Annotated in this window: 19 protein-coding genes and 1 other RNA gene; 14 read left to right on the forward strand and 6 right to left on the reverse strand. The window is 61.7% G+C overall.

From position 1 onward, the window contains the following. Positions 1 to 767: 767 nt before the first annotated feature. The 5 genes from LNV06_RS02910 to ompA form a co-directional block, all read right to left on the reverse strand. Positions 768 to 2,057, reverse strand: coding sequence for a tyrosine-type recombinase/integrase (locus LNV06_RS02910; protein WP_263536732.1), 1,290 nt, complete (start codon positions 2,055 to 2,057; stop codon positions 768 to 770). A 192-nt stretch (positions 2,058 to 2,249) separates the two neighbouring features. Further along, positions 2,250 to 2,621: a transfer-messenger RNA gene (gene ssrA, locus LNV06_RS02915) on the reverse strand. Between the two features lie 13 nt (positions 2,622 to 2,634). Then, positions 2,635 to 3,333 carry a phosphoglycolate phosphatase gene (gene gph, locus LNV06_RS02920; RefSeq protein ID WP_263536733.1) on the reverse strand — a complete coding sequence of 233 codons (699 nt, stop codon included), beginning with the start codon at positions 3,331 to 3,333 and terminating at the stop codon, positions 2,635 to 2,637. Then, positions 3,330 to 4,031, reverse strand: coding sequence for a bifunctional 2-polyprenyl-6-hydroxyphenol methylase/3-demethylubiquinol 3-O-methyltransferase UbiG (ubiG, locus tag LNV06_RS02925; protein ID WP_263536734.1), 702 nt, complete (start codon positions 4,029 to 4,031; stop codon positions 3,330 to 3,332). The genes gph and ubiG overlap by 4 nt, the downstream gene beginning before the upstream one ends. 119 nt (positions 4,032 to 4,150) lie before the next feature. Further along, a complete protein-coding gene (gene ompA, locus LNV06_RS02930; RefSeq protein ID WP_263536735.1) occupies positions 4,151 to 4,813 on the reverse strand; it encodes an outer membrane protein OmpA in 663 nt (220 codons plus the stop codon). A gap of 264 nt (positions 4,814 to 5,077) precedes the next feature. Between ompA and gyrA the strand changes: the two genes are divergently transcribed. The 13 genes from gyrA (at position 5,078) to LNV06_RS02995 (ending at position 20,171) form a co-directional block, all read left to right on the forward strand. After that, positions 5,078 to 7,738: a DNA gyrase subunit A gene (gyrA, locus tag LNV06_RS02935; RefSeq protein ID WP_263536736.1), complete on the forward strand. Its 2,661-nt coding sequence runs from the start codon at positions 5,078 to 5,080 to the stop codon at positions 7,736 to 7,738. 2 nt (positions 7,739 to 7,740) lie between these two features. Beyond that, positions 7,741 to 8,343 carry a DUF2059 domain-containing protein gene (locus LNV06_RS02940; RefSeq protein WP_263536737.1) on the forward strand — a complete coding sequence of 201 codons (603 nt, stop codon included), beginning with the start codon at positions 7,741 to 7,743 and terminating at the stop codon, positions 8,341 to 8,343. 54 nt (positions 8,344 to 8,397) lie between these two features. Next, positions 8,398 to 9,519: a 3-phosphoserine/phosphohydroxythreonine transaminase gene (serC, locus tag LNV06_RS02945; RefSeq protein ID WP_263536738.1), complete on the forward strand. Its 1,122-nt coding sequence runs from the start codon at positions 8,398 to 8,400 to the stop codon at positions 9,517 to 9,519. After that, complete coding sequence (gene pheA / locus LNV06_RS02950) at positions 9,512 to 10,633, forward strand: prephenate dehydratase (protein WP_263536739.1); 1,122 nt, start codon at positions 9,512 to 9,514, stop codon at positions 10,631 to 10,633. The genes serC and pheA overlap by 8 nt, the downstream gene beginning before the upstream one ends. A 7-nt stretch (positions 10,634 to 10,640) precedes the next feature. Further along, complete coding sequence (locus LNV06_RS02955) at positions 10,641 to 11,519, forward strand: prephenate dehydrogenase (RefSeq protein ID WP_263536740.1); 879 nt, start codon at positions 10,641 to 10,643, stop codon at positions 11,517 to 11,519. Positions 11,520 to 11,579: 60 nt separating this feature from the next. Then, positions 11,580 to 13,607 carry a bifunctional 3-phosphoshikimate 1-carboxyvinyltransferase/cytidylate kinase gene (locus tag LNV06_RS02960; protein ID WP_263536741.1) on the forward strand — a complete coding sequence of 676 codons (2,028 nt, stop codon included), beginning with the start codon at positions 11,580 to 11,582 and terminating at the stop codon, positions 13,605 to 13,607. Between the two features lie 154 nt (positions 13,608 to 13,761). Further along, complete coding sequence (gene rpsA / locus LNV06_RS02965; protein WP_263536742.1) at positions 13,762 to 15,471, forward strand: 30S ribosomal protein S1; 1,710 nt, start codon at positions 13,762 to 13,764, stop codon at positions 15,469 to 15,471. 108 nt (positions 15,472 to 15,579) lie between these two features. After that, positions 15,580 to 15,906 (forward strand): integration host factor subunit beta, encoded by a 327-nt coding sequence (locus tag LNV06_RS02970; RefSeq protein WP_263536743.1) that lies wholly within the window; start codon positions 15,580 to 15,582, stop codon positions 15,904 to 15,906. 43 nt (positions 15,907 to 15,949) lie between these two features. Next, positions 15,950 to 16,258 carry a LapA family protein gene (locus tag LNV06_RS02975; protein WP_263536744.1) on the forward strand — a complete coding sequence of 103 codons (309 nt, stop codon included), beginning with the start codon at positions 15,950 to 15,952 and terminating at the stop codon, positions 16,256 to 16,258. Beyond that, a complete protein-coding gene (gene lapB, locus LNV06_RS02980; protein WP_263536745.1) occupies positions 16,248 to 17,396 on the forward strand; it encodes a lipopolysaccharide assembly protein LapB in 1,149 nt (382 codons plus the stop codon). The genes LNV06_RS02975 and lapB overlap by 11 nt, the downstream gene beginning before the upstream one ends. Positions 17,397 to 17,409: 13 nt before the next feature. Next, positions 17,410 to 18,138: a glycosyltransferase gene (locus LNV06_RS02985; protein ID WP_263536746.1), complete on the forward strand. Its 729-nt coding sequence runs from the start codon at positions 17,410 to 17,412 to the stop codon at positions 18,136 to 18,138. A 21-nt stretch (positions 18,139 to 18,159) separates the two neighbouring features. Then, positions 18,160 to 19,158, forward strand: a complete 999-nt coding sequence (locus tag LNV06_RS02990; RefSeq protein WP_263536747.1) for a glycosyltransferase family 32 protein — start codon at positions 18,160 to 18,162, stop codon at positions 19,156 to 19,158. After that, positions 19,155 to 20,171, forward strand: coding sequence for a glycosyltransferase family 2 protein (locus LNV06_RS02995; RefSeq protein WP_263536748.1), 1,017 nt, complete (start codon positions 19,155 to 19,157; stop codon positions 20,169 to 20,171). Before LNV06_RS02990 ends, LNV06_RS02995 begins: the two co-directional genes overlap by 4 nt. Before the next feature lie 18 nt (positions 20,172 to 20,189). Here the strand turns inward: LNV06_RS02995 and LNV06_RS03000 are convergent, their stop codons facing one another. Next, positions 20,190 to 21,341 (reverse strand): glycosyltransferase, encoded by a 1,152-nt coding sequence (locus tag LNV06_RS03000; protein ID WP_263536749.1) that lies wholly within the window; start codon positions 21,339 to 21,341, stop codon positions 20,190 to 20,192. Positions 21,342 to 21,379: 38 nt separating this feature from the next. Here LNV06_RS03000 and LNV06_RS03005 point away from each other — a divergent pair, with 38 nt between their 5' ends. Beyond that, the gene (locus LNV06_RS03005; RefSeq protein WP_263536750.1) at positions 21,380 to 23,116 is read left to right on the forward strand and encodes an ABC transporter transmembrane domain-containing protein; all 1,737 of its coding nucleotides are present in this window, start codon (positions 21,380 to 21,382) and stop codon (positions 23,114 to 23,116) included. Positions 23,117 to 23,160: the final 44 nt, after the last annotated feature.

A 23,160-nucleotide genomic window follows, 5' to 3' on the forward strand; every position in this document is an offset into this window, starting at 1 on the left:
AAAGCGCCAAGGAAGATGCGGCCCAAACGAGCTGGGCACCGTCTCAGACGGACGCAACACGGCCGACGCGGACCTTTCCAACGGCTGCCGTACTCGTCGTGCGTCGCACGTTGGCGGACGCTAGCGGAATCCCTTGGACTGTTGCGTGTTGCCTATCTATAGGGGCCATCAGCTAGAGGCATGCTGCGGCTTAAATCACCCGCAGAGCGAACCAGGCCGGAAGGACCCAAGACCTTGCGCCGCCGTCAGCTCTGCCAAGCGATCGACTGCCTCAATAGATCAGAAAGAAGTAATGAATATGTTTCTTCTTCTCTTCTCTGTTCCCGTGTTCCCGCTCTGTTCCCGCTCTTGTTCCCGTACTCTCCTGGCGCACCTGGCCGCCCGCTAACCCGCATGGTTGCTGGCTTCCGCTAAGAATCACCGGCCAGCTTGCCCGCCTGTTCCCGCGTTCCCGTGAGTTTTCTGTGTCCCCAGCCATTTTTCTGGAGGCGGACACCTCAAAACACGGCGCGAAAGGATGCCGGGCACCACCCCCACCCCGCGCAGGCAGCAAAAAGGGCCTTGCGGCCCTTGACTGAAACTTCCTGCTAACTGCCCGCAATCAAGCGGCCCTGACCTGTTTCGGCACGACCGTGGCACTCTCCCCCCTGTTTCAGCAAGACCATGGCACACACGGCGCGAAAGGATGCCGGGCACCACCTCCACCCCGCGCAGGCTCCAAAAAGGGCCTTGCGGCCCTTGATTGAATCGCCCAGGACGGCCCTCAGTTATGCGGCCCTGCCCTGTATCGGCACCACCTCGGCACCCTGCCTCAGCTTGTCCAAGTAATCCGCCCAGGTCTGCATCATGGCTTGGCGCTGTGCAAGGTATTGGGTGCGGTTATAGGCTCGCCCCAGGGCATCACCCACGGCATGCGCTAACTGAGCCTCGATCACCTCAGGGGCGATGCCCAGGCGCTCAGCAATCATGGTCCGGGCAGTGGCCCTGAAGCCGTGCGCGGTCATGTCCTCATTGCCATAACCCAGCCGCCGCAAGGCGCTGCGCACCGTGTTTTCGCTCATGCAGCGTTGCCCACTGGTCAATGCGGGGAACACGAACCGCCCCGATCCGGTCAAGCGCTCCAGCTCCGTCAACTGCTCCACCGCCTGCAAAGGCAAGGGCACCAGATGAGGCGGGCCGTCTACTTTGTCAGCCTTTTTGCGCTTCATCACCTCAGGCGGCAAGGTCAGCATGGCCCCGGCCAGGTCAACCCAGGCCCATTCCATATGCCTTAGCTCTCCGGGCCGCAGCAACAGCAGCGCCGACAACTCCAAAGCGGCCCGCGTCACCACATGCCCCGAATAGCCGCGCAAGTCGCGTAGCAGCTTGCCCACCTGCACTGGGTCAACAATGGCCGCATGGTGGCGGGTCTGCACCGGCTGCATGGCGTCTTTCAAGTCGGCGGCCGGGTTGCGCTTGCATGCGCCCGTGGCCACGCCGTAGCGGAACACTTGGCCGCAAGCGTCCTTGATGCGATGGGCGGTTTCAACTGCACCCCGCGCCTCGACCCGGCGCAGCATTTCCAGCAGCTCAGGCGCCTCGAGCTCAGCAATGGGCCGGCGCCCGATCCAAGGGAAGGCGTCTTGCTCCAGGCGAATACGGGTGCGCTCCGCGTGGCCGGCGCTTACCTTGACCTCATGTACGGTCTTGAGCCAGTCGCGGGCCACAGCCTCAAAGGAATCCACGGGCGGCAAGCCAGCATCCGCCAAGCGCTCAGCTTCTCGCTTGCGCTGCAAATCAGCCTTGTCCGCCTGGCGCTGCTCGCTCGGGTCTGCCCCTTCCGCCACCAGCTTGCGGGCCTCGGCCGCCTTGGCTCGGGCATCTTTCAAGCCCGTGGCCGGATAGACCCCCAAGCTCAGCCGCTTCTCAACGCCTGAAACCCGGTACTTCAAGCGCCAATACTTGGCCCCATTCGGCCGCAGCTCCAGATAGAGGCCGCCACCATCAAAGAGCTTTTGCGCCTTCTCGCCGGGCTTCGCATTGCGAATCAGCACATCGGTGAGTTTGTCTTGGGCCATGGGGGCATCTCCTTTGCTGGGGGCAACTTCCTGAACCGCTTGCCCCCAATTCTAGGCTTGCCCCCAATGTTGCCCCCACGCTTGACCGGATGCCCCCAACCTTTGGCGCACTTCAACGGACAAGAAAAAAGCCCTAAGTCGTTGATTACTTAGGGCTTTTTGGACTTCTCCGCACCTTGTCGGAGGCTGTAATGGTGGAACCGGGGGGAATTGAACCCCCGTCCGCAAGCCATCACCGGGCAGATCTACATGTTTAGCCGGCTGGTTTGAATCTCACGGTTGAATCGCGCAGTGGCACGCTATCCTTCCCGCCAGTCACTAAATCTTGTTCCCTACCGAGTGACCCGGCAAGAAACCAGCCAATGTGAATGACTTCTCAGCTGTCCATCTTGCGACTTAAGCCCGGCCCATTGGCCAACCGTTGAGAAGCTCACGCGCAATTAAGCGGCGAGTGCGAACGTAGAGTCGTTTGCAGTTACTTTGTTTCCAGTGGTTTTACGAGCGAACTGGTGCTCGACATGCCCTACTCCGGATCCGCACCCACGTCGAAACCTGGTCGGTCCCAGAACTCACTATTTTAGGGTAGTCCGAGCACTTGCAAGAGCTGCGCGGGCGAAGAAAGAACAATATCTGCGCGCCATTCTTCAATCGGCTTGCCATTTCCTAGGTATCCCCAGGCTGCAGCCACCGTGCGCATGCCCGCCGCACGACCGGCCACGATGTCGCGTTCGTCATCCCCCACGTAGATGCAATGCTCGGGAGCGACGCCCGCGCGCTTGGCAGCTTCCAGCAAAGGCGCGGGATGCGGTTTGGAATGCGGCGTGGTGTCTCCACCGACCACAACTCGCGCCGAGTCATGCAGACCTAACTGCCGCGTTAGTGGCAAGGCAAAACGCTCGGCCTTGTTGGTCACGATGCCCCAGGCCATATCCGCTGCGACCAAGGCATCGAGCAGGGTCTGCACATCTTGAAATAAGCGGGTTTCCAGAGACAGACGCGCCTCGTAGCGGCTCAAAAACTCGTCCTTCAAGGCTTCGTACTGCGCATCCTCCGGGCGGACTTGCAAAGCCAGCCCCAGCATGCCCCGCGCGCCGGCTCCCACCATGGGCCGCAATTGCGCCAAGTCCAGCGCCGGCAGGCCGCGCAGAAGGCGCATCTCATTGGCTGCACCCGCCAAGTCAGGAGCGCTATCAACCAAAGTCCCATCCAAGTCAAACAGGACCGCACGAACACCCGAGCGCAGTTCGAGCAAAGACTCCGATGCCGTCAAGTTCATAGCGGTCGACGGCAGGCCAGCAGATAGTTGACGTCGGTGTCTGTACCCATGGAATAGCGCTGGGTCAGCGGGTTGTAGCTCAAACCGCGGCTGGAGTGAAGTTCCAGGCCGGCGTCGCGACTGAACTGCGCCAACTCCGATGGGCGCAGAAAGCGCGCGTACTCATGGGTACCGGCCGGAATCATCTTCAACAAATACTCCGCGCCGACGATGGCAAACAGAAAGGACTTGAGGTTGCGATTCAAGGTGGACAAGAACACCCAGCCGCCCGGCTTGACCAGTTCACCAAGAGCCCGCACCACCGAGGCCGGGTCGGGCACATGTTCCAGCATTTCCATGCAGGTCACGACATCGAAGGAAGCGGGCCGCTCCAAAGCCAAGGCCTCGACAGCGATTTCCCGGTACTCCACGCCCTCAGTGCCCGCCTCCATGGCGTGCAACTGGGCCACGCGCAGCGCCTTGGTCGCCAAATCAATACCCAAGACTTGGCCTCCACGACGCGCCATCGAATCCGACAGAATGCCGCCGCCGCAACCCACATCGAGCACCTGCTTGCCCGCCAGCGGGCACAGGCTGGACAACCAGTCCAGGCGCAGCGGATTGATCTGATGCAGGGGCTTGAATTCGCTCTCGGTATCCCACCAGCGGTGGGCCAAATCACCAAACTTGGCGAGTTCTTGAGGGTCAGCGTTGGTCATGGCGGAGTGCTATGAAAAATGAGGTTTGCAAGAAGGAATGCGCCAATAAAAAAGCCCCGCACGAGCGGGGCTTTTACTAGCAATCCAATAAGGCAAGCGCCGAGGCGCTTGACCCTTGATTACTTGCTAGCGCGTGTACCGACCACTTCGATTTCCACGCGGCGGTTCTTGGCGCGGCCTTCGGCGGTCTTGTTGTCAGCAACAGGAGCCTTCTCGCCCTTGCCTTCGGTGTAAACACGGTTCTTCTCAGCACCCTTGCTCACCAGATAGGCCTTGACGGCTTCAGCGCGGCGGACCGACAGCTTCTGGTTGTAGTCATCGCTACCCACCGAGTCGGTGTGGCCAACAGCGATGATGACTTCCAGATTCAGACCATTGGTCTTGCTGTACAGATCGTCCAACTTGGCCTTGGCTTCAGACTTCAACACCGACTTGTCGAAGTCGAAGAATGCGTCAGCAGCGAAGGTGACCTTCTCGCTCACGGGCTTCGGAGGCACAACGATAGGCTTCGGAGCTGCAGGAGCCTCAACCACCGGAGCAGGAGCCGGGGCGGGAGCAGGAGCAGCCTTAGGAGCTGGCTTCAGCGCGCCATCGCACTCTTGAGCGGCAGTTGCCGGGGTCCAGTTGGAATCGCGCCAGCACAGTTCGTTCGTGCCGTTCTTCCAAACGGTGCCATCGGTCGCACGCCAGTTGTCAACGGTCTGTGCGAACGCGCCAGACGAAGCGAAGGCAGCGACTGCGGCGACGGAGATAAGCGACGCCACTTGGTTCAATTTCTTCATGATTCTCCTCTCAAGGAATGCCGCAGTTGCCCTGCGAGTGCCCAGTACTTGAACAAAAAACCTTAGAAAAACCCCACATGCGGGTTTCTCCTAGGGACTCATCGATTGTGCCATAGGGCACCGATAACTTCGTATTGTGGCGGTGCTTCGCGACTCTGATCTCAGCTTTGTTGCGCCGCTGCTACAGCCGGCGCCGCTTAGAATCGCAATTCCAGTCCCCAACGATGCAGGCCCACCTGATGGGTGCGAGCCGAGCACAAGCGCATGACCCAGTTCGCCAAGGAAACATTGCCCATCAGCCTCGAAGAGGAAATGCGGCGTTCATATCTCGATTACGCCATGAGCGTGATCGTTGGCCGTGCCCTGCCTGACGCCCGTGACGGCCTCAAGCCTGTGCACCGCCGCGTGCTCTTTTCGATGCACGAACTCAACAACGATTGGAACCGGCCTTATAAGAAGTCGGCCCGCATCGTTGGCGATGTGATTGGTAAATATCACCCACACGGTGATAGCGCGGTGTACGACACGATTGTGCGTATGGCGCAGGACTTTTCGCTGCGCCATATGTTGGTGGACGGTCAGGGTAATTTCGGCTCGGTGGACGGCGATAACGCCGCGGCCATGCGATATACCGAAATCCGCCTGGACAAAATCGCCCACGAAATGCTGGCCGATATTGACAAGGAAACCGTCAATTTCGGGCCCAACTACGACGGCTCCGAAAAAGAGCCCTTGGTGCTGCCGGCGCGTATTCCCAACTTGCTGGTGAACGGATCGACCGGTATTGCGGTGGGCATGGCGACCAATATTCCGCCACACAACCTCAATGAAGTCGTCGATGCGTGTTTGCATGCATTGAAGAATCCAGAAGCCTCGGTCGACGAGTTGATGGAAATCATCCCGGCGCCGGACTTCCCGACCGCCGGCATCATCTACGGCCTGACCGGCGCGCGCGATGGCTATCGCACCGGTCGCGGCAAGGTGGTGATGCGCGCCAAGGTGCACTTCGAGGATATCGATCGCGGCCAGCGCCAGTCCATCATCGTTGACGAGATCCCGTATCAGGTCAACAAGAAGACCCTGCTCGAGCGCATTGCCGAGCTGGTGCATGAGAAGAAGATCGAAGGCATCAGCCACATCCAAGACGAGTCGGACAAATCCGGCATGCGGGTGGTGATCGAGCTCAAGCGCGGTGAAGTGCCCGAGGTGGTGCTGAACAATCTGTACAAGCAGACTCAGCTGCAAGACACCTTCGGCATGAATATGGTGGCCCTGATTGATGGGCAACCCAAGCTGTGCAATTTGAAGGACCTGATCACGGTGTTCTTGGAGCACCGCCGTGAGGTCGTGACTCGCCGCACCGTCTTCAATCTGCGCAAGGCCCGCGAACGCGGTCATGTGCTGGAAGGCCTGGCCGTGGCCATGGCCAATATCGACGAGTTCATTGCCACCATCAAGAACTCGCCGACCCCACCTGTCGCCAAGCTCGCCCTGATGAGCAAGAGCTGGGACTCTTCGCTGGTGCGCGAGATGTTGGTCCGTGCCGAGGGCGACACGCCTGGCGGCCGCAATGCCTTCCGTCCCGAAGGCTTGCCCGCTGCATTCGGCATGCAAGAAGATGGCCTCTATCGCCTGTCGGACGACCAAGCCAGCGAAATTCTGCAGATGCGTCTGCAACGCTTGACCGGCCTGGAGCAAGACAAGATCGTCAGCGAGTACAAGGAAGTCATGGCGCAGATCGCTGATCTGCTGGACATCCTGGCCCGCCCAGAGCGCGTCACCGCCATCATCGGCGACGAGCTCACCCATATCCGCCAAGAATTCGGCCAGACCAAGATTGGCGCGCGCCGCAGCACCATCGAGCCGAATGCCCAAGAACTCGGCACCGAAGACCTGATCACCCCCACCGATATGGTGGTGACGCTCTCGCACACCGGCTACATCAAGAGCCAGGCGCTGAGCGAATACCGTGCGCAAAAACGCGGTGGTCGCGGCAAGCAAGCCACGCAGACCAAGGATGACGACTGGATCGACCAACTCTTCATCGCCAACACGCACGACTGGATTCTGTGCTTCTCGAATCGCGGTCGCGTTTATTGGCTGAAGGTCTGGGAAGTGCCACAGGGCTCGCGCGCTTCGCGTGGCAAGCCGATCGTGAACATGTTCCCGCTGCAGCAGGACGAGAAGATCACCGTGGTGCTGCCGCTGACCGGCGAGTTCCGCGTCTTCCCGGAAGATCACTTCATCTTCATGGCCACCGCCATGGGCACGGTCAAGAAGACCTCGCTGAAAGACTTCAGCAACCCGCGCAAGGCCGGCATCATCGCCGTGGATCTGGACGATGGCGACCACCTGATCGGTGCAGCACTGACCGACGGCAAGCACGATGTGATGCTGTTCAGCGATGGCGGCAAGGCGGTTCGCTTCGACGAAGACGATGTGCGTCCGATGGGCCGTCAGGCTCGCGGCGTGCGCGGCATGATGCTCGAGCCTGAGCAGCGCCTGATCGCCATGTTGGTGGCCGAGGACGAATCGCAAAGCGTGCTGACCGCCACCGAAAACGGCTTCGGCAAACGCACCAACATCCTCGAGTACACCCGCCACGGCCGCGGCACCAAGGGCATGATCGCCATCCAGCAAAGCGAGCGCAATGGTCGCGTGGTGGCCGCGACGCTGGTGCGCCCCGACGACGAAATCATGCTGATCACCGACCGCGGCGTGCTGGTTCGCACCCGCGTCTCTGAGATCCGTGAACTGGGCCGCGCCACCCAAGGCGTGACCCTGATCGCATTGGACGACGGCTCTAAACTGTCCGGCCTGCAACGCATCGTCGAAAACGATGCCAACGAAGGCTCGGCTGAAGCCGAAACCCCGAACGAAGAAGGCACCGATTCCGGTGCTGCCGATGACGCTAACAAGGAATGAGCTTGAACAAGTCCCTTAAGATTTTGGCCGCAGCAACTCTGATTGCGTGTGCCGGCACGTCCTTTGCGCAAGGCGCTTCGACGTCCACTCCCAGCGCCGCCAAAAAGGAGCTGATCGCCAAGATGATCCAGCTGCAGCAACCCGGCGTTGAGAACATCGCTCGCATGCTGATTCAGCAGCCGGTCGGCCAGATGATGCAAGGCGCCGGCCAGGCCCTGCAAACCCAGGTTCCTGCCGAAAAGCGCGAAGCCGCCGCCAAGGCGATTGAAGCCGACGTGCGCAAGTTCGTTGACGAAGCTGTGCCGCTGATGAAGGACAAGGGCGCCAAGCTGTCGGCCGCGACCTGGGGCCCGATTCTGGACGAAAAGTTCAGCGAAGAAGAGCTCAAGCAAATCATTGCCTGGCTGGACAACCCGGTGAGCAAGAAGTACCAGCAGGTCAGCCCCGAGATGCAAAACGCCTTGGGTCAAAAGCTGATGGCTGAAGCCGGCCCGACCCTGGACGCCAAGTTCAAAACCTTGCAGCAAGCCACGGCTAAGAACTTGGGCATCACGCCCAAGCCTGCGGCCTCCGCCCCGGCGGCCGCACCCGCGCCTAAGAAGTAAACCCCACTCGGCCGTCCCTACAGCCCCTCACTTTGTCCACTCTGCCTTGAATCGATGAGCCAGCGCCCGTTCAATTTTTCTGCCGGCCCCGCCGCACTGCCTGAAGAAGTTTTGCAGCAGGTCGCCGCTGAAATGTTGGACTGGCAAGGCTCAGGCATGAGCGTGATGGAGATGAGCCACCGGGGCGCCGAGTTCACCTCGATTGCCGAAGCGGCCGAGCGCGATCTACGCGAGCTGCTGCAGGTACCGGCCACCTTCCGCATCTTGTTCATGCAGGGCGGAGGCTTGGCCGAGAACGCCATCGTGCCGATGAACTTGTCGCGCGGCGGCAAGGTCGATGTGGTCGTGAGCGGTTCCTGGTCGAAGAAAAGCGCCCAGGAAGCACGCCGTTATGCCGACGTCCAAGTGGCCGCCGACGGAGCGGCCAGCCGCTATACCGCTTTGCCCGCGGCCAGCACTTGGCAGTTGCGCCAGGATGCAGCCTATGTGCACTTGTGCTCCAACGAAACCATCGATGGCGTGGAGTTTCATGAACTCCCCGACCTGAAAGCCTTGGGCTGCGATGCGCCGCTGGTGATCGACTGCTCATCGCAGCAGCTGTCGCGCACCATCGATTGGTCGCGTGTCGGCCTGGCCTTTGGCGGCGCGCAGAAAAACATCGGCCCCGCTGGCCTGACCTTGGTCTTTGTGCGCGAAGACTTGATGGGGCACGCCATGAGCATCTGCCCCTCGGCCTTTGACTTCAAGACCGTGGCCGAAGCCAAGTCCATGTACAACACGCCGCCCACCTTTGGCATTTACGTGGCCGGCCTGGTGTTCAAGTGGCTGAAGACTTTCAGCTACGCAGGCAAGACGGGCCTTGCTGCGATTGAGCAGCGCAATATCGACAAGGCGCAGTTGCTGTATGCGGCGCTGGATGCCTCGCCCCTGTTTGAAAACCGCGTCGCGGCCGACTGCCGCTCGCGCATGAATGTGCCCTTCTACCTGCGCGGCGCATTCAATACCGACACCCTCACTCAAGCCTTCCTGACCGGAGCGAAAGAGAGACAGCTGCTGCAACTCAAGGGCCACAAGTCCGTGGGCGGCATGCGCGCATCAATCTACAACGCCATGCCACTCGAAGGCGTGCAGGCCCTGGTGGCCTATCTGAAGGACTTTGAGACCCAATATGGCTGAGAAACCAGCGGAGAGCGCGGGCGTCAGCACCGCAGCTCCTGAACTACTCGCGCTGCGCCAGCAGATTGACGCGCTGGACGCCCAACTCCTGAGCCTGCTGAATGATCGCGCCCATGTGGCCGAGCAAGTCGGCGAGATCAAGCGCCGCGAAGGCTCGCCCTTCTTCCGCCCGGACCGTGTGGCCCAGGTGATCGAGAAGATCAAGACCGCCAACAAAGGCCCATTGAAGGACGAACATGTGGCCGCCATCTGGCGCGAGATCATGTCGGCCTGCTTGGCGCTGGAGTCGCCGCAGCGCGTCGCCGTGCTGGGGCCGCTGGGTACTTTTTGCGAGCAAGCCGCCATCGAGTATTTCGGCGGCGCCGCCGACCTGATTTACTGCAATAGCTTCGACGAAGTCTTCCATGCCACCGCCTCGGGCAGCGCCCAGTACGGCGTGGTCGGCGTGGAGAACATGACCGAAGGCGTGGTGACTCGCTCGCTCGACTTGTTCTTGCACACGCCCACCCATGTGGTCGGTGAGGTCAGCCTGCTGATTCGCCACAACCTGATGCGCCTGGACAATTCGCTGGACGGTGTTGAAGCCGTGCTGGCCCATCCACAGGCGCTGGCGCAATGCCAGAACTGGCTGGCCAAGCATCTACCCAATGCCGAGCGTCGCGCTGTTTCCAGCAATGCCGAAGGCGCGCGCCTGGCGGCCACCAATCCGGCATGGGCGGCCATCGCCAGCGAGCGTGCCTCCACCATTTTTGGCCTGCACATCGCTGCCCACGCCATCCAGGACGAGGCCTACAACCGCACCCGCTTTGCCGTCATCTGCCTGCCGCAGACCATGGCCACGCCACCAGCCACCGGCAATGACTGCACCAGCCTGATCGTCTCGGTACCCAACAAGCCCGGCGCCATGCATGATCTGCTGGTGCCGCTGAAGACCCATGGCGTTTCGATGACGCGCCTGGAGTCTCGCCCGGCGCGCACCGGCCAGTGGGATTACTATTTCTACATCGATCTGGACGGCCACCCCTCGCAGCCCCATGTGGCGGCGGCACTGACCGAACTGCGCGAGCTGAGCGCCTTTTTCAAGGTGATTGGCTCCTACCCTCTGAAGGCATAGACCGGCGATGTTCGACCAACTTGGCGTGATCGGCTGCGGCCTGATGGGCGGCTCCTTCGCCTTGGCACTGAAGAAAGCCGGCCTGGTCAAACGCGTGGTGGGCTACAGCAAGTCGCCCTCCACCACTGACATGGCTAAGCGCCTGGGCGTCATCGATGTGGCGGCCGAATCGGCGCTGTTGGCCGTCTCGGGCTCCGACATTGTCTTGATCGCTGTACCCGTCTCGGCCACCGAGTCGACCCTGAAGGCGATTCGCCATCTGGTCACGCCCAAGGTCTTGGTGATGGACGTGGGCTCGACCAAGGGCGATGTGGTGGCCGCGGCGCAGCGCGCCTTGGGCAAGCACATCAATGGCTTCGTGCCGGCGCACCCTATCACCGGCAAGGAATCGGGTGGCGTGCAAAACGCCGACGTGACGCTCTATCAAGACTGCCAGGTGATCCTGACGCCGCTGCCGCAGACCGATGCAGGCCTGGTGCAGCGCGCCACCGATGTCTGGTCTGCGCTCGGCGCCCGCGTCTTGAAGATGACGCCAGAGAACCACGACACCGCTTTTGCCGCCGTCAGCCATCTACCGCATCTGCTAGCCTTTGCCTACTTTCAATCGGTCGCCGCACAACCGGCCGGCCGTGATTTCCTAAGCCTTGCAGGCCCGGGATTCCGTGATTTCACCCGCATCGCCGCGAGCGAACCCTCGGTCTGGCGCGACATCCTGATGGCCAACAAGGCCGAGGTGCTGGTGCAGTCGCAACGCTTCCGACAGGCCTTGGATGCCATCGAAGCGCTGTTGAAAAACGATGACGCTGCAGCGCTGGAAGCCCGCATCCGACTGATCTCGGAAGCCCGCGCTCAGTGGCAATTGGCGGCACCGCGCCAGCCCAAGTAGACCGAGAGCGCAGGCGCCTGCCGCGCGCGGCCCTCTACCGCAACTTTTTTTGCTGACACCATGTTCAAGATTCCTTTTCTCGACCTCCCGCCACTGCGCAGTGCGGCCGGCACCGTGCGCCTGCCGGGCTCCAAAAGCATCTCCAACCGGGTCTTGCTGCTGGCCGGTTTGTCGGAGGGCGTGACCGAAGTCCACGACCTGCTCGACAGCGATGACACCGCCGTCATGCTCGACTCGCTGAAGGCCTTGGGCTGCCATTTGGAAACCTCGGATCACGGCAAACTGCGGGTCACCGGCATCGGCGGACGCTTGAGCGTTGGCGAAGCCAAGCTGTTCCTGGGCAATGCCGGCACGGCCATGCGCCCGCTGACCGCCGCACTGGCGGTGCTGGCCGCCACCCAAGGTGGCGAGTTCGAGTTGAGCGGCGTGGCCCGCATGCATGAGCGCCCCATTGGAGACTTGGTCGATGCCTTGCGCCTGCTGGGCTGCAAGATCGATTGCCTGGGCCAAGAAGGCTATCCGCCCTTGAAGCTGAGCGGCCCCTCGGCCCTTGACCTGAGCCAGCCCGTCAAGGTGCGCGGCGATGTGTCCAGCCAGTTTCTGACCGCGCTGCTCTTGGCGCTGCCCTTGGTCGCGACCGAGCAAGACGTGGTCATCGAGGTCATCGGCGAGCTGATCTCCAAACCCTATATCCACATCACGCTGGAACTGTTGAAGCGCTTTGGCATCCAGGTGCAAAGCGAGGGTTGGCAGCGCTTCACCATCCCGGCCGGCAGCCGCTATCGCTCGCCAGGCACGGTGCATGTGGAAGGCGATGCCTCCTCGGCCTCTTACTTTGTGGCCCTGGGCGCCTTGGCGGCCGTGGACGCCCCGCTGCGCATCGAAGGCGTAGGCAGCGCCTCGCTGCAAGGCGATGTGCGCTTTGTTGAAGCGGCTCAGGCCATGGGCGCCAAGGTCGAAGCCGGGCCCAATTGGCTGGAAGTGCGCCGTGGCGCCTGGCCACTGCGCGGGATCGAGTTGGACTGCAACCACATCCCCGACGCCGCCATGACCTTGGCCGTGATGGCCTTGTACGCCGATGCGCCGACGCTGCTGAGCAATATCGCCAGCTGGCGCGTCAAGGAAACCGACCGCATCGCCGCCATGGCGACCGAATTGCGCAAGCTCGGCGCTCTCGTCGAAGAAGGCCCGGACTGGCTGCGCGTTCATCCGCTGAAGGCCTGGCAAGCCGCCGCCATCCACACCTATGACGATCACCGCATCGCCATGTGCTTCTCGCTCGCCGCTTTCAATGGCCTGGTCGCGGACAAAACCCACGCCTCGGTACCGGTGCGGATTCTGGAGCCGCACTGCGTCGCCAAGACCTTCCCCGATTACTTCGAAACCCTGTTCGAGGTCAGCAAGGCACGCAGCAAGGACATCCCGGTGATCTGCATCGACGGGCCCACCGCTTCCGGCAAGGGCACCCTGGCCGATGAAGTCGCTCACGCCTTGGGCTATGTGGTGCTGGACTCCGGCATGCTGTACCGGGCCAGCGGCCTGGCCGCCCAGCGCGCCGGTGTCGATCTGGATGATGGCCAAGCCGTGGCTGCCGTGGCCGCGCGCTTGGACCTGCACTTCCGCAAAGGCCGCGTCACCCTGGGCGAAGATGACATCACCGACGCCCTGCGCCTGGAGACCACCGGCCTCTTGGCCTCCAAGGTCGCCGCCCACACCGAGGTGCGCCACGCCCTCAACCAATTGCAGCTGGACTACCGCCGCCTTCCCGGCTTGGTGGCCGATGGGCGCGATATGGGCACGGCCGTTTTTCCCGATGCCGGACTGAAGGTTTTTCTCACGGCAAGCGCCACCACAAGGGCCGAGCGTCGCTACAAGCAATTGATTTCCAAGGGGATTTCGGCTAGTATCGCGGGCTTGCGTCAAGATTTGGAGGCGCGTGACTTGCAGGACAAATCCCGCAAGGCATCGCCACTAGCCCCTGCCGCAGATGCGCGCGAGCTCAACAACTCGGCCCTGTCCATTGAGGAATCAAAGGATTTGGTGCTGGCTTGGTGGGCTCAAGCGGGGCCGTTTGCAGACCAGCGTTGATCTGCAAAAAGCTCAGTAACACGCCGGGCCGGTCTTCCATTCGAACGTCAGTTCACCAAGACCGGTCTTGTCCACAACCTAACCCGCGAAGCCGCAAGGCCAAGCACCCATCGTCCGCCGGTCAAACGCCTTGATCAGCTGGCCAGGAAACACCATGTCCCAAACCCAAACCACATCCTTCGCCGCCGGCTCTTTTGCCGCCATGTTCGAGGAGTCGCTGCAGCGCTCCGACCTGCGCGCCGGTGAAGTGATTTCCGCCGAAGTCGTGCGCATCGAGCACAGCTTCGTCGTCGTGAACGCAGGCCTCAAGTCTGAGTCCTACGTGCCAATCGAAGAATTCAAGAACGACCAGGGCGAGCTGGAAGTTCAAATCGGTGACTTCGTTTCCGTGGCCATCGACGCCATCGAAAACGGCTACGGCGACACCATCCTGTCGCGCGACAAGGCCAAGCGTCTGGCCTCGTGGCTGTCGCTGGAAACCGCACTGGAGTCGGGCGACTTCGTGACCGGTACCGTGTCGGGCAAGGTCAAGGGCGGCCTGACCGTTCTGGTCAACGGCATCCGCGCCTTCCTGCCGGGTTCCCTGCTGGACACACGTCCGGTCAAGGACATGAGCCCGTACGAAGGCAAGACCATGGAATTCAAGGTCATCAAGCTGGACCGCAAGCGCAACAACGTCGTGTTGTCGCGTCGTGCTGTGGTTGAGGCTTCGATGGGCGAAGAGCGCGCCAAGCTGCTGGAAACTTTGGCCGAAGGCGCCATCGTTCAAGGCGTGGTCAAGAACATCACCGAATACGGTGCCTTCGTGGATCTGGGTGGTATCGACGGCCTGCTGCACATCACCGACATGGCATGGCGCCGTGTCCGTCACCCGAGCGAAGTGGTCACTGTCGGTCAGGAACTGACCGCCAAGATCCTGAAGTTCGATGCTGAGAAGAACCGCGTTTCGCTGGGTCTGAAGCAGCTGGGCGACGATCCATGGTTCGGCGTTGCTCGCCGCTACCCCACCAGCACCCGCCTGTTCGGCAAGATCACCAACATCGCTGACTACGGCGCATTCGTTGAAATCGAGCCGGGCATCGAAGGTCTGGTGCACGTGTCCGAAATGGACTGGACCAACAAGAACATTGCTCCTTCGAAGCTGGTCACTCTGGGTGACGAAGTCGAAGTCATGGTCCTGGAAATCGACGAAGACAAGCGTCGCATCTCCCTGGGCATGAAGCAGTGCAAGGCCAATCCTTGGGAAGATTTCGCTGAAACCGTCAAGCGCGGCGACCGCGTCAAGGGCCCCGTCAAGTCGATCACCGACTTCGGCGTGTTCGTTGGCCTGGCTCAAGGCATCGACGGTCTGGTGCACTTGTCCGACCTGTCCTGGAACGAAACCGGCGAAGCTGCTGTGCGCAACTTCAAGAAGGGCCAAGAAGTCGAAGCCCTGGTTCTGGCCGTGGACGTCGAGCGCGAGCGCATCTCCCTGGGCATCAAGCAGCTGGACAGCGACCCGTTCACCACCTACACCACGGTCAATGACCGCGGCATGACGGTGACCGGCAAGGTCAAGACTGTGGACGCCCGTGGCGCCGAGATCGAGTTGGCCGACGAAGTGCTGGGCTACCTGCGCGCTTCGGAAATCAGCCGTGACCGCGTGGAAGATGCCCGCAATGTGCTGAAGGAAGGCGACGAAGTCACTTCCGTCATCATCAACATCGACCGCAAGACCCGCAACATCCAGTTGTCGGTCAAGGCCAAGGACAACGCCGACAACCAGGAAGCGATGCAGCGCCTGTCGGCCACGTCTGAGCGTGAAAACGCCGGCACCACCAGCCTGGGCGCCCTGCTGCGCGCCAAGCTGGACAACCAAGGCTAAAAATTGCCCTCAGCTCCTTCGGGGGCTGCGCAATGCCGAACAGGCCCGCCTCCGCAAGGAGCGCGGGCCTTTTTTATGAGAACCTTCTGCCCACTCTGAACCGCCTCCATGACCCGTTCCGACCTTGTTGCCTTGCTGGCCGACCGCTTTGGTCAACTGACGCAGCGCGACACCGAATTTGCCGTCAAGACCATTCTTGACGCCATGTCGGATGCCTTGGCGCGCGGCCATCGGATCGAGATTCGCGGCTTTGGCAGCTTTCAGGTCAACCGCCGTCCGCCCCGCACCGGCCGCAACCCGCGCAGCGGCGCGCAGGTGATGATTCCGGAAAAGCTGGTGCCCCATTTCAAGCCGGGCAAGGCTTTGCGCGAAGCGGTGGACGCCAGCGGACAAGCCATGGGCGAAGTGCCGGCCAAGCAACAGATTGCGGATTGAGTCTGCTGGGTGCAGCCAACGGCGGCACTAGAATCGCCGCTCCATGAGCATCTTCATTTGGCTGTTTAGAGCCTTCCTCTTCTTTGCGCTGTTCGCCTTTGCGCTGAACAACAGCGACGAGGTCGTCGTTCGCTGGTTCTTCGGGCGCGAATGGCATTCGCCATTGGTGATCGTCGTCTTGATCGCCTTTGGCATGGGCTGCGCCCTGGGCGTCCTGGCCATGGTGCCGGCCTGGTGGCACCACCGCCGCATCGCGGCCAACCGTGCACCGGCAACAGGCAACACCCCAGCTGAAACAGACGGCAACGCCGCTCCCTTGACCCCTCCCCCTGTGATCCACGATGGACTTTGACCTGCGTTGGCTGCTCTTCGTGCTGCCTGCAGCGTTTGCCCTGGGTTGGCTGGCCTCCAAGCTGGACACTCGGCAGTGGACACGTGAGCAGAAGAGCGCGCCCAAGGCCTATTTCAAAGGTCTGAACCTGCTGCTGAACGAACAGCAAGACAAGGCCATCGATGCCTTCATCGAAGCCGTTCAGCACGACCCCGACACCTCCGAGCTGCATTTCGCTCTGGGCAATCTGTTTCGCCGCCGAGGTGAATATGAACGCGCGGTGCGGGTGCATCAACACCTCTTGCAGCGGGGCGACCTGCCACGCAGCGAACGCGACCGCGCCCAGCATGCGCTGGCGCAAGACTTCTACAAGGCCGGGCTGTTTGACCGCGCCGAGACTGCGTTTCAGGCCCTCATCGACACCCCCTTCCAGAACGAGGCCGAGCTGGCCCTGTTGGCGCTCTATGAGCGCACCCGCGACTGGCGCAAAGCCGCCGAAGTTGCTCGTCACCTAGAGCAAACCGGCACCGCCTCCTTTGCCGCTCGGATTGCACACTACCTGTGCGAGCTGGCTCTCGAAGCACAGGCCCGAGACCAAGACGGCGATGCCAAGGACTTGCTGGCTGAAGCCCGCAAAGTGGCGCCGCAGTCGGCGCGCGCCCATGTCCTGCTGGGCCAAATGCAAGCCCGCTTGGGCGAGCACCGTGCCGCCATGGCGGCTTATGCCGAATTGCTGGCCGTCAACCCGGAAGCTTTCAATTTGGTGGCGCGAGACTTTGCTGACGCGGCCTTGGCCTGTGGCTGCCAAGAGCGAGCCTTGGCGATTTTGAGCGATCAATACAGCCGCACGCCCGGCATGCATTTGCTGCAAGCCATCGCCAAGCTGGAGCCCGCCGCGGCGCAGCAACGCGAACGCCTGTGCCGCCACTTGCGCGAGCAACCCAGTCTGTCAGCCGCGCGCACCTTGTTGACCCAAAGCCAGTTTCAGCTGAGTGAAGCCGAAGCGCCTTTGGTCACCGGTGCCATTGATCGCGCCGTGCGCCCTCTGCAGCGCTATCGCTGCGCCGCCTGCGGCTTCGAGGCGCAGCACTATTTCTGGCAGTGCCCCGGTTGCCTGAACTGGGACACCTACCCACCGCGCCACGTGGAAGAACTCTAAGAAAGCCAGGACCATGGACGAGCGCGTCATCCTTTGCATGAAATGGGGCACCAAATACGGCCCCGAATACGTCAACCGGCTCTACGCCATGGTGCGCCGCCACCTCAAGGGCGAAATCAAGTTTGTCTGCTTGACGGACCGCAACGAAGGCATTCGCGACGAAGTTCAGTGCCTGCCAATTCCTGAGCTGACCCTGCCTAACGGCGAGCCCGAGCGTGGCTGGAAGAAGCTCACCACCTTTGAAGCCGACCTTTACGGCCTCAAAGGCATGGCCCTGTTCCTCGATCTAGATGTGGTGATCGTGGGCGACATCACGCCCTTCTTTGAAGTGCCGGGCGAGTTCTTGATCATCCATGACTGGAAACGCCCCTGGCGCATCACCGGCAATTCCTCGGTCTACCGCTTCCAACTTGGCGCCCATGCCGATGTGCTGGAGAAGTTCCGGCAAAACCAGGCCCAGGCCAAGGCGGACTTCCGTAACGAACAGGCTTATCTGACCGATGTACTGCACAAGCAGGGCAAGGTGCAGTACTGGGATTCAAGCTGGTGCGCCAGCTACAAATACCACTGCATCCCGACCTGGCCGAGCAGCTACTGGCGCGACCCCATCATCCCCAAGGGCGCACGCATCTTGATCTTCCACGGGGTGATGAACCCGCCCGATGCCTTGGCTGGACGCAACAATGGCAACTGGCGGCATGCCCGTCCAGCCCATTGGATTGCCGATCACTGGCGCGAATGAGTAGCGAGACTCAAGCTCGGCATGGCTAGTGGATTCACCTTGGTTTTGACGATTGCGCTGGCAGTGCTGGGTGTGCTGCTGCTCGCCGTACTATGGGAAGGCGCGCAGATCCTGTTCGCCCGGGTGCCTGCCTATCCCAAGACGGTCTTGGTGATGCCGCATGGCGAGACGCCAGCAAGTTCGCCCAAGGCCATTCCCAAGCTGATTTGGGCCTATTGGCATGAAACGCCGCCACCGGACTTCATCGCCCGCTGCCAAGCCAACTGGCAACGCTTTGCGCCCGACCATGAGGTGCGCCTTCTGCACCAGGGCAATATCCACGACTGGGTGGACACCCAGGCCTTTGAAGACCGATTGCAGAAGTTGCCGCATTACCGGCAGGCCGATTGGCTGCGCCTGCAATTACTGGCCCAGCATGGCGGCTTTTGGATCGATGCCTCCGCCCTGCTGTGCGAAAGCCTGGACTGGGCCCATCAACTGCAGCAGCAAAGCCAGGCCGAATTCGTCGGTTTCTACATCGACCGTTTCACCACCCGGCCCGAGCAGCCCATTGTGGAGAACTGGTTCATGGCCGCGCCTGCCGGCAGCGCCTTTGTGCACGATCTGGCCGAAGAGTTTGGCCACGCCCTCAGCATCGGCGAAGAGGCCTATTTGCAGGCCTTGCAGGCGCAAGGCAAGTTGCAGCGCGTAGCACAAGGCCTGGGACCCAAGGATCAGGCCTATCTGATCATGCACATGGCCGCTGCTGTTTTGCTGGATGAGCCCAAAGCATCCTACCGCCTGGCCTTGCTGCGCGCCGAAGACTCCGCCCTGGGCTTTCATTCCGCGCTGCGCTGGCGCAAACGCCACCTGAATGCCCGCTTAGCTCTGAGCCCCTGCCCCAAACGTCTGCCGGTCTTGATCAAGCTGCGCGGCGGTGATCGCCGCGTCGTGGAACAAGGCTGGAAGCTCGGCCGCGTCTACCGCGGCAGCGCCTTGGCGCGTTTGCTGGGCATGCCCAATCAAAACAATCGCGGATGAGCCTCACGTCATCTCCCTGGCTCAGCATCCTGCTGCCGGTCTACAAGGTGGAGGCCTTTCTTGAAGACTGCGCCAAGTCCATCCTCAGCCAGGCCGATGCCGGGGTGGAATTGATCTTTGTCGACGATGCCTCACCCGACGGCTCGGCCGGCATCCTGGCCGATTTGCAGGCGAGCCATCAGGCCCAAGTGCAAGTGATTCGGCATGAGCGAAACCAAGGCCTGAGTGCTGCCCGCAATACGGCCTTGGCCGCGGCACGCGGCGACTATCTGTGGTTTGTTGACTCCGACGACCTGCTGGAACCCGGCGCGCTGGCCTCACTCAAAGCGGTGATTGAGGCCGATACGCCGGACCTGATCTTGTGTGATTTCAGGGCCTTCGATGACGAAGCCAACCCCGACTGCAGCAGCCAGCCGCGCTATGCCCATATCCCGACCTTCAAGGGCCTAAGCCGAAGCTTGAGCCGCGATCGCAGCGCCTTGATTGCAGGCTTGTTTGAAGCTGGGCAGCTGCACTCCTGGTCCAAGATCGTCAAACGTTTGGCGTGGCCCGAGGGCTTGCTGTTTCCGGTGGGGCGGACTTTTGAGGACCTGGCGGTATCGCCAGGCCTGGCCTTGCATGCGCAGAGCTTTGTGCACATGCCCGAGGTCTGGCTGGCCTACCGACAAAGAGCGGGCAGCATCTTGGCCCAGCTGAGCGCAGTCAAAATCGAAGATTGGATGCTGGCCATGGTGGGCTTCGGCCAGCAGTTGAATGCGGCCCAATTGCCAGCGCCTGAGGAAGCGGTATTCCAGGTCGCACATTTCAATGCGCGCACCTTTATCCGAGCCTGCAAACGCTTTGTCAAACTGGGCGGCCAGGCAACAGACTCACAAACCCTGGCTCGTTTCGCCAGGCATTGGCAGGCCTCGTCGCCTCTCAACGCGCAGGCCTTGAGCCGGGCTTATCTGAAACGGGGTCTCTGGCTGCGGGCCATGCAGCTGCACTACTGGGTCTGGCGCGCTGGGCGGTAAGCAGATTGTGGTCCGGCTTCAGAGCGAGGCCAACAAATCCTCGTAACGCCGCGTCATCAACTCCCGTCCATGCGCTTGCAAAGCGCGCTGCCGCGCCTGACGCCCCAGTTCAGCGGCATAGGCAGGCGACTTCAGCAATCGCGCCAAGGCCTGGGCCAGCGCTGGAGGATCACTCTCAGGCACCAGCAAGCCATTGACCCCGTCCTCCAGAACGCCCTCCACGCCCGGCACCAAACTCGCGACGCAAGCGCAGCCGGCCGCCATGGCCTCCACCAAGGCCAGCGGCATACCCTCGTAATGGGTCGAGAGCACAAAGATCTGCTGCGACATCAGCAAGCCCGGCATATCGCCGTGATGCCCCAGAAAAACCACCTGCTCTTGCAGCCCCAACTCGCTGACCAAAGTCTGGGCCGCGGCTCGGTAACTGGCCTTGCCGCTGCCGGCCAGATAGAGTTTGGGACTCAAGCCTTGCGCCTTCAGCAGGCCCAAGGCACGAATCAAACTGGGCTGGTCTTTCTGCCTTGCGAAGCGGGCCGACATCACAAGGTCGGGCTGGCGCTGCAAAAAGTCTTGCTGCGTAGCCCCTTCATAACGCGCCAGATCAATGCCATTCGGAATGGCCATGGTTTTCTCAGGCGGCATGCCCATCTGCAAGAGTCGCTGCTTGACGCCTTCAGAAACCCCAATCAGCCGCGTGCTGCGCTGGCTGAGCCAGCGAGCCTGCGTCAAGCGCCACCAGCTATAACGCTCTCGTGAGTTGTGCTCCACCTGCACCAGCGCCTTTACTCCGGCCCACAAACCGGCCCAGCGACCCAGCAAATGCTCAGGAAAACCATGCGCGACCAAGACCTGGGGTCGCCACTGCAGACAGAGCTGACGCAAAACCCAGATCGTGGCCAGATGTGACCAGCCGGGCAGCACCCAAACCTGCAAGCCTTTGTCGCGCAAGGCTTGGACGCGAGCGTCATCGGTCGTGCGCTTACGGCGCAGCACCAAGGCCGCCTCGATGCGCTCGCTTTGCAAGCTCGCCAAGCACAAATCAAGCGCCACTTGAGTCGCACCCGAGAAGCCGCCAGTGACGAAGTGCAGCACCTTGATGCGCTTTGTGCCGCTTGCGCGAGTCGCTTCTATGTCCCCCAAGGAATCGGGCGAATTTGTTCTTGCAGTCATGGCCGGCAGTATAGAAACAGCGGCGACAATCCCGCTCCATGACGAGCGAAACATCCGAGATCCGACCCGTGGCGCGGCGCCTGGCGCGCTTTGTCAAACCCTACCGTGGCGGGCTGGCGCTCACCCTGCTCTGCTACGCCGCCGTGGCCGCCACCGAGCCGCTGATCCCCAAGTTGATCAAGACGGTGTTTGGCGAAGGTTTCGAAACCCAGTCTTTCTCCGTGTGGTGGGTGCCGGTGGTCTTGATCGGTCTGTTCGCCGTCCGCGGCTTGTTTGGTTTCTTAGGCCAGTACCTGCTGAATTGGTCGGTGTCGCGCACCGTGATGGACATGCGCTGCGCCTTGCTGGAGTCTTTGCTGAAAGCTGATGCTCGGGTGTTCACCAGCCTGCAGCCCGGCACCGCCGTCAGCAAAGTCGTGAACGACCCGCAGCAGGTGATGAACCTGATCAGCGGCCCCTTCATCAGCGTTTTACGCGATGGCTTGCCGGCCGTGGCCATGCTCGGTTACTTGATCGTGCTGAACTGGAAGCTGACTTTGCTGTCCTTGGTAGCGACGCCTGCCATGGCTTTTGTGATTCGCACCGTCAACAGCCGGGTCCGCAAAATGGGCAGCCTGGCCTATGACGCACAACTGCACCTGATCAACAAAGTCGATGACGTCACCCGCGCCTGGCGAGTCGTGCGCAGCTTTGACGCCGCCGACCACGAACGCGCCCGCTTCGCCGAACGCGCTCGTGAGGTGCAGCGCAATTCCTTGAAGCAAGCCGCTGCAGGCGCTTTGTCGCAACCGCTTTCACAGTTTGTGGCCAGCTGGGGCTTGTCGCTGATTGTTTGCCTGGCCCTGCTGCAAGCCCGCGAGGCCAAGACCGGCGTTGGCGACTTTGCCGCCTTTGTGACTGCCTTGCTGCTGCTGACCTCACGCCTACGCCATCTGAGCGATTTGATGCAGCCCATCATCAGCGCCATGGTGATTGCCCGAGGCTGCATGAGCTTGCTGGACATGCCGGTGGAGCCGGATACCGGCACGAAGGAGCTGAAGGACTGCAAAGGTGAAATCGCCATGCAGCACATCAGCCTGCAATACCCCGGCGCCGAGCGGCCGGCCTTGGACGGTTTGTCACTCAGCTTTGCGGCTGGCCGCACCACCGCCCTGGTCGGATCCTCCGGCGCGGGCAAAAGTTCCATCATCCACTTGCTGCTGGGCTTTGGGCAGCCCGATGCAGGCCAGATCCTGCTGGACGGGGAGGACATCCAAGGCTTGAGCAAGAGCAATTTGCGCCGCCAGTTTGCGGTGGTCTCCCAAGACATCGTGCTCTTCGACGCCTCGGTTGCGGACAATATTGCCTACGCCCAGCCGCGCGATGAAGCCAAGCTCGAAGCCGCGCTGCGGGCCGCCAATCTCTGGGACTTCGCCTGCAGCTTGCCGCAAGGGCTGGAGACGCAGATCGGCGCCAATGGCAGCAAGCTTTCCGGCGGCCAGCGCCAGCGCTTGGCGATTGCCCGGGCTCTCTACAAAGACGCGCCCATCTGGGTGTTTGACGAGGCCACCTCGGCCTTGGACACCGAGAGCGAACGCGCGGTCCAGCAGGCGCTGGAACAATGGGCCGGTCGCAAGACCTTGATTGTGATTGCCCATCGTTTGTCCACCGTGCGCAATGCCGACACCATCCATGTGCTGGGCGCGGGCCGCCTGCTGGAAAGCGGCTCGCATGCTGAGCTGAGCGCGCTGGACGGCGCTTATGCCGCCATGGTGCGGGCCCAGCACGGCGATTGAGGTCGCAAGCGATAGACCAGGTCAAGCTCGGTCAAGAGCCTCCT

The organism is Paucibacter sp. Y2R2-4 (assembly GCF_025717535.1).
Classification (GTDB): Bacteria; Pseudomonadota; Gammaproteobacteria; order Burkholderiales; family Burkholderiaceae_C; genus Paucibacter_A.

Bases quoted from the DNA above. Each gene is read 5' to 3' on its own strand.
- LNV06_RS03005 (WP_263536750.1), top strand. From the start codon at position 21,380: ATGACGAGCGAAACATCCGAGATCCGACCCGTGGCGCGGCGCCTGGCG.
- pheA (WP_263536739.1), top strand. From the start codon at position 9,512: ATGGCTGAGAAACCAGCGGAGAGCGCGGGCGTCAGCACCGCAGCTCCT.
- LNV06_RS03000 (WP_263536749.1), bottom strand. From the start codon at position 21,341: ATGACTGCAAGAACAAATTCGCCCGATTCCTTGGGGGACATAGAAGCG.
- LNV06_RS02970 (WP_263536743.1), top strand. From the start codon at position 15,580: ATGACCCGTTCCGACCTTGTTGCCTTGCTGGCCGACCGCTTTGGTCAA.
- rpsA (WP_263536742.1), top strand. From the start codon at position 13,762: ATGTCCCAAACCCAAACCACATCCTTCGCCGCCGGCTCTTTTGCCGCC.
- gyrA (WP_263536736.1), top strand. From the start codon at position 5,078: ATGACCCAGTTCGCCAAGGAAACATTGCCCATCAGCCTCGAAGAGGAA.
- ubiG (WP_263536734.1), bottom strand. From the start codon at position 4,031: ATGACCAACGCTGACCCTCAAGAACTCGCCAAGTTTGGTGATTTGGCC.
- LNV06_RS02985 (WP_263536746.1), top strand. From the start codon at position 17,410: ATGGACGAGCGCGTCATCCTTTGCATGAAATGGGGCACCAAATACGGC.
- gph (WP_263536733.1), bottom strand. From the start codon at position 3,333: ATGAACTTGACGGCATCGGAGTCTTTGCTCGAACTGCGCTCGGGTGTT.
- ompA (WP_263536735.1), bottom strand. From the start codon at position 4,813: ATGAAGAAATTGAACCAAGTGGCGTCGCTTATCTCCGTCGCCGCAGTC.
- LNV06_RS02955 (WP_263536740.1), top strand. From the start codon at position 10,641: ATGTTCGACCAACTTGGCGTGATCGGCTGCGGCCTGATGGGCGGCTCC.
- serC (WP_263536738.1), top strand. From the start codon at position 8,398: ATGAGCCAGCGCCCGTTCAATTTTTCTGCCGGCCCCGCCGCACTGCCT.
- LNV06_RS02975 (WP_263536744.1), top strand. From the start codon at position 15,950: ATGAGCATCTTCATTTGGCTGTTTAGAGCCTTCCTCTTCTTTGCGCTG.
- LNV06_RS02960 (WP_263536741.1), top strand. From the start codon at position 11,580: ATGTTCAAGATTCCTTTTCTCGACCTCCCGCCACTGCGCAGTGCGGCC.
- LNV06_RS02995 (WP_263536748.1), top strand. From the start codon at position 19,155: ATGAGCCTCACGTCATCTCCCTGGCTCAGCATCCTGCTGCCGGTCTAC.
- LNV06_RS02990 (WP_263536747.1), top strand. From the start codon at position 18,160: ATGGCTAGTGGATTCACCTTGGTTTTGACGATTGCGCTGGCAGTGCTG.
- lapB (WP_263536745.1), top strand. From the start codon at position 16,248: ATGGACTTTGACCTGCGTTGGCTGCTCTTCGTGCTGCCTGCAGCGTTT.
- LNV06_RS02910 (WP_263536732.1), bottom strand. From the start codon at position 2,057: ATGGCCCAAGACAAACTCACCGATGTGCTGATTCGCAATGCGAAGCCC.